Annotated in this window: 12 protein-coding genes; 2 read left to right on the top strand and 10 right to left on the bottom strand. The window is 49.7% G+C overall.

The genetic code is table 11. From position 1 onward, the window contains the following. From ACJSDX_RS14310 to ACJSDX_RS14295, 4 genes are all read right to left on the bottom strand, one after another. Positions 1-337 (bottom strand): hypothetical protein (locus tag ACJSDX_RS14310; protein WP_407995261.1); only part of this gene is annotated, 337 nt, incomplete at its 3' end. A gap of 33 nt (positions 338-370) precedes the next feature. Further along, positions 371-616 carry a hypothetical protein gene (locus ACJSDX_RS14305; protein ID WP_407995260.1) on the bottom strand — a complete coding sequence of 82 codons (246 nt, stop codon included), beginning with the start codon at positions 614-616 and terminating at the stop codon, positions 371-373. Positions 617-731: 115 nt separating this feature from the next. Then, positions 732-1163, bottom strand: coding sequence for a hypothetical protein (locus ACJSDX_RS14300; RefSeq protein ID WP_407995259.1), 432 nt, complete (start codon positions 1161-1163; stop codon positions 732-734). A gap of 203 nt (positions 1164-1366) precedes the next feature. Further along, positions 1367-1633, bottom strand: coding sequence for a hypothetical protein (locus tag ACJSDX_RS14295; RefSeq protein ID WP_407995258.1), 267 nt, complete (start codon positions 1631-1633; stop codon positions 1367-1369). Between the two features lie 137 nt (positions 1634-1770). On the opposite strand from ACJSDX_RS14295, the gene ACJSDX_RS14290 reads away from it, so the two are divergent. Both ACJSDX_RS14290 and ACJSDX_RS14285 read left to right on the top strand, forming a co-directional pair. Then, positions 1771-2070, top strand: a complete 300-nt coding sequence (locus ACJSDX_RS14290; protein ID WP_407995257.1) for a hypothetical protein — start codon at positions 1771-1773, stop codon at positions 2068-2070. After that, entirely contained in the window at positions 2067-2570 is a 504-nt protein-coding gene (locus ACJSDX_RS14285; protein WP_407995256.1) for a helix-turn-helix domain-containing protein, read from the top strand. The genes ACJSDX_RS14290 and ACJSDX_RS14285 overlap by 4 nt, the downstream gene beginning before the upstream one ends. Positions 2571-2827: 257 nt before the next feature. On the opposite strand, the gene ACJSDX_RS14280 is transcribed toward ACJSDX_RS14285, so the two are convergent. From ACJSDX_RS14280 to ACJSDX_RS14255, 6 genes are all read right to left on the bottom strand, one after another. Beyond that, on the bottom strand, positions 2828-3694 hold the full coding sequence (locus tag ACJSDX_RS14280; protein ID WP_407995255.1) for a rolling circle replication-associated protein: 867 nt from the start codon (positions 3692-3694) through the stop codon (positions 2828-2830). 88 nt (positions 3695-3782) lie between these two features. Beyond that, positions 3783-3959 carry a hypothetical protein gene (locus tag ACJSDX_RS14275; RefSeq protein ID WP_407995254.1) on the bottom strand — a complete coding sequence of 59 codons (177 nt, stop codon included), beginning with the start codon at positions 3957-3959 and terminating at the stop codon, positions 3783-3785. A gap of 263 nt (positions 3960-4222) precedes the next feature. Continuing rightward, positions 4223-5446 (bottom strand): type II secretion system protein GspD, encoded by a 1224-nt coding sequence (locus ACJSDX_RS14270; protein ID WP_407995253.1) that lies wholly within the window; start codon positions 5444-5446, stop codon positions 4223-4225. Continuing rightward, positions 5419-6468: a zonular occludens toxin domain-containing protein gene (locus ACJSDX_RS14265; protein WP_407995252.1), complete on the bottom strand. Its 1050-nt coding sequence runs from the start codon at positions 6466-6468 to the stop codon at positions 5419-5421. The genes ACJSDX_RS14270 and ACJSDX_RS14265 overlap by 28 nt, the downstream gene beginning before the upstream one ends. A gap of 2 nt (positions 6469-6470) precedes the next feature. Further along, entirely contained in the window at positions 6471-6797 is a 327-nt protein-coding gene (locus ACJSDX_RS14260; protein WP_407995251.1) for a hypothetical protein, read from the bottom strand. After that, positions 6797-7838: hypothetical protein (locus tag ACJSDX_RS14255; RefSeq protein WP_407995250.1), on the bottom strand; the 1042-nt coding region annotated here is incomplete at its 5' end. The genes ACJSDX_RS14260 and ACJSDX_RS14255, both read right to left, overlap by 1 nt.

Genomic DNA, 7838 nt, shown 5'->3' with positions numbered 1-7838 from the left:
TTGGAGAAGGGCAAACAAGTTCGAGAGGAGCGGTTGGAGGAGGCGTTTTATCGTCAGTCCAACCAGGGGGTACAGTTAAAGGCTTATCAGGATCAATTTGCACTGTAATTGGCTTCGATGCCAAAGGAGAAGTCGGGTTGTTTTCCGTCGCAGCAAAGGTGATTAAACCAATTACCGCCGCATGACCAGCCGCGCTCAGTGCAAAAGGAACAGTTCCGCCAGCAGCTTCAACAAGAAGTGCTATTCCAGCTAATGGCAAAAACGCCTTTGCCGCCACCGGAACAGCCAGAGCAGTGATCGTGATTGCAACAAGGATAGATTTTTTGAAGGTTTTCATAGGAAAAAGCCGGGTTTCCCCGGCTCCTCGTGATTACTTCACGCCAGCCTTGCCCAGGCCTTTCTTGACGGCACTCACGATGAACCATGTGATAGCCAGACCGGCCACGATAGGCAAGAATTGCGTCGCCACATCCTTTGCGGTATCTAAGGCGTCAGTAGCGATACCATCCAGGGCGTCAGCAGGCAGCAGGCTTGCAGCGCTGGCAATTTCTGGCATGGTGACAGTGACAATGGCGGTAGAAGCCATCAAGATTTTTACAATGTTGCTTGCTTTCATGATTAGTTACTCCTTGTGAAATTTTGGAAAAAAGAAATAGCACTTCCCACTAGTAAGCCGAGGATATAGCTCGTGCCAAAGCTGACAAAAAACCACTTCATAAATATTGCGATTGTCATCTCACAATTCCTTTTCCCGCGCTGATTCCCGAGGAAAAGCCGAACAATGTGGCAAAGAGAACAGCGCAGAGAAGAATGATGTCGTCGCCGCCCAGGCTGGAAATTTTGGTAGTGGGCGTGACAGTTTCGAGAGGCGGTTGGACTATGCCTGTACCGTCACCAGTGATAACGGCGTTGGCAGGGGTTGGCGTGTAGTCGGTATCACAAGGCTGGGCAATATAAGTTTTAGACGCAGTAACTGAGCCTTCGTCATAACGGATCGTATAATTAATGACACCAGTTTGATTATTAAATGAAATTGAAACTGGCTGGGTATATACAAAAACAGTACCGCCTGCATTATTAGAAGCTATATAGCCGGTGAAGGCATTGACCACCTGATGAGAGGTTGTATAGCAGTTTCCTAGTACAGACCAGCCGGCAGCCATGCCTATGCACCCTTCAACTTGTAGGTGTACTCAACATCGCGCTTGAGCCAATAAGGGAGGCCCTCAAAGGTGCGAGATGAGTAGAACTTGGAGTAGCCAGCTTCGCTTAACAGGCGTTTACGGGCGGCTTGAGTGAGATTGTTCCAAATGGCTGACATTGAATTCCCCCCCTGGAGAATGGGGAGCAGCGCTCCCCTACCCTTTTACTTGCCTGGAGCGACAGGAACAAGCTTAGTGATGCCACCGCCGAGTTCCATGGTCTGGTTATTAACACGTGGCTCGAATTGCGCCATGTAGCGACCAGGGACTGGCTTTTCTGAACCACTAGGGAGAACAGTTCTAAAAATTTGGCGATCTTCACCAACTTCAAGAACACCTTGGATGCGAACCATTTTGTAAGGATTGCCGGAAGTCTTAGCAACACCTTCAATTAATTCGGAGGCTGTGACGTGTACTGGATACTGAGACATTGTGATTCCCTTTCTGGAATAGTCATTTAATAAATGTATGAAATTTCATACATGGGCAAAGGGTATATGAAAATTCTTATATTGTAAAGAAATTTCATATATATGATGATTCATACAAATCAAGAGAATCAAAAACAATGAAAACAGTACTTTTAATCGCAACAGGGATATTGCTAGGCGGGCTGATGCTGGACTCAGCATTGATATTGAAACGGTACGGAAAGACCGATTTCATCGGGAATATGTTTGCTGGACGGGATTACTTAGAAGGGATCGGTAGCCTGGGAGAGCCGCCCGCTAAACAAGAAAATGGAAAAGTGCAGTTTGTGTTGGTCAAAGGCCAGGACACGGCAATCTGCAAGAGGAAATACAAAACGGACGTGATTACCAATGAAGTAGCACGTTGCACAGTCGATCACTGGGAACCAAGAAAATGAATGCATACGCACTAGTAGAACTAGGAAAAAAGAAACAGATGATCGCAAGCGATAGAGCTTTTGCGATAAAGATAGGTGTAACAAGTCAGAATATTTCAGATTGGAAAGCAGGAAGAGCCACGCCTAACGCAACGAAATTCTTAAAACTTGCAGTTGCAGCAGGAATGAACATTGAAGAAGCTTTGGAATACGCCGAATCAATGGAAAAAAGCAAATTCGTGAAAGAAGCAGGATTTACAACAGTGAAAATGCTTGGAACACTAGGCGCAATTTCAGGCCTGACATTGGCAGCTACGTCACACCTCCCCTACGAAGCGCTTGCAGCCGGGCTAGCGTGCGTTAGCAGTGTGCATTATGTTAAATCAGATGGTAATCTAATTATCGTCATCAGAATGAAAGATCAACCTCATCTGAGGACTTGGATTAGCCATGACCTCTTCCAAACGCCTGCCGCTAATGATGCTCAGTTCGCAGTAGTACCTGCATATCGCATTCACTAATTCCTGCTCATATCCCATTTCTACCAGCCTCAACTTTTCCTTGAATACATATCTGTAGTATCGACGGCGTTTTACTTTGGAGTGCCGTTCAACACGAATCACCCAATATAAGTGCCTTAATTTAGTAGCCCACTCCGGGACATCAACATAATGCGTCTGCTTTGGCTGAAAACTCATTTCTACGAGCGATTTTTTTCTTGTTGTTGATACCTTACCCTTAACCGGGCATTTTAAACGCGCGATTAGAGGCGTTTTTTTCAGTCATCTAATACCGAGGCAAAGGACAGCTTTAAATTTCTTGCGCCAGAGAGCCATAACAACGTTCGATCCCTTGACTGCATGATTTGAGCCGGGAAATCTTCCAATCCGTGCAGCATCGCGATGTCGAAGGCGTCTTTAATCATTTCCGTGATGTTTTGGGAGCCTAGCCAGTGCTGGGTTATCTCGGGCTTTGGAGCGCCCTTACTTGACCAGTAGCGCTTGCTGGAGTGTTCGTGCATATCGAAGCATTTATCCAGGTACTTTGTGAGGTAGCACGCGAGCTTAGCGCTTTTCCAAGTGCCTTTGGGTTGTCCAAAGCGTTTTCTGGGGCCGACGACATCAACTTGCCCCATGACATCCTTGCCAGTAGCCCCTAGGCAGCCTAGGACTTTATACCAGCAGGTGCGCATGTATTTGATGTCCTGACGGCCTTGGACGGCTAGATGCAAGTGCCAGGCACCGCGATCCTGACGTTCCCTGGCTGCAACGTATTTCCAATCAGGATACCTGGCGAGCATCAGGCGGCGGAATTGGTCAAAGTCGCGCTTGAGCCGATCGGTGTCTTGCATGTTGTCGCGATAGGTCAATGTCACCAGGTGATCAGCCTTGAGGCGGTGAACGAGCCATCTGATCGACTGTTTGGCCCGGCGGATAGCGCGGGTCTTGTTTTCTTCGTCCTTACGCGCCCTTTCATCCTCGGGCAGCTCGACTTTGACAGGGGCTTTCTTGAGGCCATGGGAGCGGCTACGCATTAGCTCCAACATGTGATTGACGGGTTTTACTGTTACTTCAATGACTTCCGGGAATTTGCGGACGGTCATTTTAAAGCTTGCATCTATTCCATGTGCTACACTATTCAGCATGTCGAGTCAGTTCCTTCAAGATGGTGATTCGGCAGGGCTAGACGGTTGCACCCGGACTAGCCCATTTTTTTGTCTGTTACTTCCCTACCTACATAGAGCGCTGCGCACCCCTTTTCTGCTGCAGCTCAAGAAAATCGGCTTCATAGGAAGCGATTAGAGCGATTTTTTTACTGCTGCCAATACCTCGGTATAGGCCAAATCCTTTAAATACGCGGGTTTTGAGCCATTTTGATGATTGGCTGCACACCCTACTTTTACCCTTCATGTGCCCTATTCCTCGGGCGTTTCCTCGTCTATTTCCGTTATGTGTCCGTAAGATGAATCTAGGCGCGCTGCCGCGCGCTACGCGTGCGGTCAGCGCACCTTGACTCTCAGCAAGCGGACTGCATGTCCTCGTGCCGGACGACGGCACGACCCTAAAGGGCAAGGGACAGCATGCAGCCGGGGTAACGCCTGGGTTCCGCTTCGCTACAGCCCTATCGGGCCTCAAATCGCCCAGGTGACGAGATTGATAGGCCTTAGTCTGCATTACAAGCGCTGAACCTGCATCACTAGGAGGATGTCGCTTTTCTCATCGGAATCAGTGTTGGCGTTGAACAGACGAGGCAGGAAGCCCAGGCCCTGACGCTGTTTGCTTACCCTGGATTCATTCAGGCCGCCCAGCAGGATCAATTCCCCGCCCCTGGTATTCACTACCGTCTTGATTTCACGCTTTAGCAGTGTTGGCGACTGATTAACGCCTGTTGTCGTGGGTTGGAAGCTGGATATTTGTTGCGTGATGTCCAGCTCGATGGTTTCAGCGAGGATTTTGGGCGTAATTTCAAGAATGACGCCTGACGGTCTATAGATAATGGACTGGACCGGGTTGCCGTTATTGGTTTGCGTGGTCGAGCTAATCGTCGGCGTTTCTGTGCCCACGCTGAACCGGGAGTTCTTGCCATTCTTGACCCGCAGCGATGGCGCACTCACTTGCTTGAAGCGATTATCCGAGTCAAACGCGGAAATGAGGACTTCGATATTCGGCAGGGACAATTTGACCTGGTTAGATTGCGTTGTGCCGTTGTCTACCGTGATGCCTAGCCTGGAATTAAGCAGGCTGACCGCAGCCGAGATAGCGTTCACATCGCGCACGGTGTTGGTGACTTCATAGATATAGGCTTTGACGACGACTTCATTGGACGGGCGATCCAGTTCTGCCAGGATGGTTTGCAGCATGTCCTGCTTGTTTTCATCGGCACGATAAAAGACGACATCATCGGTAATGGCCTGGACTTCGGCACCGGCAAACTTGAGCAGCTCCCCTATTTCCCTCTGGTCCCGGTATTGAGGCCGGTAGGAGTAAACGGGCAGATCAGAGGGCAGCGCGGCTTGTGGCTGTTCCTGGATAGGCTGTTCATGGTCAATTGAGGCGGGCTGAATGTCGCCTGGCAGCGCTTGAGGCGTGGCAGCGTATGCCTGATTTCGAGTCAGGTATAGATACTCCGAGCGTTCTTGCAAGGTGATACCGTTCTGTTCCAGGACGTCAGCCACCAGGGATTGGAGCTTGTCTTCTTTCGCGGCCTTGATCGATACGGTAATGGTGCGGCCATCGGTCAGCACATCGGGCGACAGGATGTAGTTTTTCTTGATGATGCCTTTTAGGACGGTTTGGGCAAATTCCGGAATGGTGACGGCCGCGAACTCAAGATTGACCTCAGCTTGGGCCAGGAACGGGAATGTAAGAATCAGGATTCCGAGGGCTTTTTGTACCATGATGAGCCAACCTTGTAATAAGTGCCGGTCGCGTCTTTCCTGGACTCCCAGGACTCCAGCACTAATCCGGCTTTTGTGGTGATGATGAAATGGTCGCCCAGGTCCATCAAGCCCTTAATTTCCTCGATAGAGGCAGCAGGCACAGTGGCGATGGTTTGAGGCTTGACGTTGTTTGCGTGGCTGATCCAAGAGAACAAGGCAAACACAGCGATGGACACACCGGCAAAGGCATTGATGGCATATGACCAGCGTTGATAAAAGGACATATAGCGCCCTTTGAGATGCCAGGGGCTTAAAACGGTAAAAGCGCCTGTCACTTGCGCTTGGTATTCCTTGACCTGGCGCTTGCCTGACTGATCGATGACGTAACCTTGCAGCGTGAGGTCACGTTCAGCCTCATCCGTGAACACCTGGTCAGTGTTATAGGCATCATAGAGTTTGTTGCCGCGATACCACCAGGTATCGACCTTTGGGGAGTAGTCCTGCTTGCCGTACCTGACAATGCCCATATGAATTTGGGGCAATCTACCTTTCAGGCCGAGCAAGCGAAGGAAAGGGCCAAGAAATGGGATGCTGAGTCTATCAGTGCGCTTGCAGACAACTTTATGCTCAATGAGCGCCCTTCTCGCCTGGGCGTCTATGGACTCGATGTCCTGAGTGATGAAGAGCGTATGCCAATGGTTTTTTCGGACGTGGCGCAGGTATTTGATTACTTGATCCCTGGCCTTACCTTGCCACTCTCTGGAGTTAAGAAAAACTGCGAGTTCGTCCAGGGCAACGAGGCCGAACGTGCTTTCATCTCGACTTGTTGAAGCCATACCCAAAGCCCAAAGATCATCACTACTAGGAAAATCCGGAAGCCTGACATGTGTAGCCCTTGAATTAGGAGGAAGAAAATTTTCCGGGTAAATATCCATGTTGGTTGCTACTGGCAAGCCAGCCGCAAGGAAGTCCATGATCTTTCCCGTAGAAATAATGGACTTCCCTGCCCCCAAATCCCCTGTCAATGTCCAATTCGCCATGGCTAGAAGTGCATTGTGGCCTGGGTGAAATCACGGCTTAAATGCTTGTGCCAGTCATAGACTCGCTTCGTTATCAGCACAGTGACGTAGAAGGAAATGAAAGCTGGCGTTGACGGCGGCAGGAATGCCAGACCAAACGCAACGCCGGTTGGCGTGATTGGACGCAGCAGAGTGATGCCGGTATAGGCCATGGCGACAAAGGCAGTAAACAGGCCCAAGACAAAAGAGACATAGCCCAGGAAATAGGCGCTTTTGCGAATGCCGCGGACGATAAACCAGGTCACGACCCTTTCAACGATGCTAGCCAGACCAATGAACAGCCAATGCATCACGCGCCCCCCTCTGGACGTTCAACAAGAATATTGAACACGCCAATGGCCGTCATGACGAACAGGGCAAAGGCGATTGCTGAATGTAGATAAGGTTGAGCCTCACAAATACTAACCTCATACGGGCGGCCCATAAGCTGAAACGTCATATTGCAATTGGCTGATTCGCCTTGCGTTGCTAGCGTCCAAGGTGATGCCGGGAGGATTTTTTCGGTATAGAGCTGCCAGAGGCCGGAATCAGTGACCATGCTGCGCATACTGTCGCCCAGGTCATCGAATATGCCATCCTGAGTTAGGTTAAATGATTCAGAAAGACCCTGTCCTGCTAATTCTGGATCGGCATTTTCACCATGAATTGCGTCGCTTATATCTTTGGTGATGTCGCGAAGGTTCGAAAGCGTGACTTCGGTTGCGCAGTGGGCGCAATCGCCAGTTCCAGAACCAGTGCCACCCGAAATAGGGGTTGTGCCGGTTTGGTCACCTGTTCCAGGATAGGTCGCTGTTGATTGGCCGGTGACAGAAGCACCAGAACCAGAGCCAGAGCCGCCTGAAATTGTTGTAACTTGTTGACCGGTAGTGCTGTTTGAATAGTTTGGGACTGTATGTGTGACAGTCGCAGCTCCAGTGCTGCTATTGAGTTCAATGGTGACTTTTTCGCCTGTTGAAGCATCCGTGTAGCTAATTCTATTTGGCGCTTCTTGAACTAAAGCCGGGTTATTGTCAGCAGGATTTTGCATAGGGTCACGCTGGAAGGTATTGCCAACACGCTGAATTTCATCTTTTGCTTTTTCTGGTTTTTTAACATCGCCAGGAGATTGGAGATTGCAGGTTTGCGTACCCGTATAGCCAGAAGGGCACGCAGGAATTTTATCTACAGTGCCACCAGGAAAGGAACCCGGTTCAACACCATATTGATTCGGAACAAAATCGACTTCGGAAACTGTCAGAGTAACGGCGCATCGCCCAGCGCCATTGTCAGCATAGCTCGTGGTTAAAGTGTATTTGCAAACGCCGTAGTTTTGACATTCAGCACGGGTTGTT

The organism is Methylobacillus draconifructus (assembly GCF_045984355.1).
In the GTDB taxonomy this organism is placed as follows: domain Bacteria; phylum Pseudomonadota; class Gammaproteobacteria; order Burkholderiales; family Methylophilaceae; genus Methylobacillus; species Methylobacillus flagellatus_A.
This window is presented reverse-complemented; position numbering and strand designations above follow the sequence as displayed.

Excerpts from the sequence above, each read along its gene's own strand:
- ACJSDX_RS14305 (WP_407995260.1), bottom strand. The coding sequence starts at position 616 with ATGAAAGCAAGCAACATTGTAAAAATCTTGATGGCTTCTACCGCCATT.
- ACJSDX_RS14290 (WP_407995257.1), top strand. The coding sequence starts at position 1,771 with ATGAAAACAGTACTTTTAATCGCAACAGGGATATTGCTAGGCGGGCTG.
- ACJSDX_RS14270 (WP_407995253.1), bottom strand. The coding sequence starts at position 5,446 with ATGGTACAAAAAGCCCTCGGAATCCTGATTCTTACATTCCCGTTCCTG.
- ACJSDX_RS14300 (WP_407995259.1), bottom strand. The coding sequence starts at position 1,163 with ATGGCTGCCGGCTGGTCTGTACTAGGAAACTGCTATACAACCTCTCAT.
- ACJSDX_RS14295 (WP_407995258.1), bottom strand. The coding sequence starts at position 1,633 with ATGTCTCAGTATCCAGTACACGTCACAGCCTCCGAATTAATTGAAGGT.
- ACJSDX_RS14260 (WP_407995251.1), bottom strand. The coding sequence starts at position 6,797 with ATGCATTGGCTGTTCATTGGTCTGGCTAGCATCGTTGAAAGGGTCGTG.
- ACJSDX_RS14275 (WP_407995254.1), bottom strand. The coding sequence starts at position 3,959 with ATGAAGGGTAAAAGTAGGGTGTGCAGCCAATCATCAAAATGGCTCAAA.
- ACJSDX_RS14265 (WP_407995252.1), bottom strand. The coding sequence starts at position 6,468 with ATGGCGAATTGGACATTGACAGGGGATTTGGGGGCAGGGAAGTCCATT.
- ACJSDX_RS14285 (WP_407995256.1), top strand. The coding sequence starts at position 2,067 with ATGAATGCATACGCACTAGTAGAACTAGGAAAAAAGAAACAGATGATC.
- ACJSDX_RS14280 (WP_407995255.1), bottom strand. The coding sequence starts at position 3,694 with ATGCTGAATAGTGTAGCACATGGAATAGATGCAAGCTTTAAAATGACC.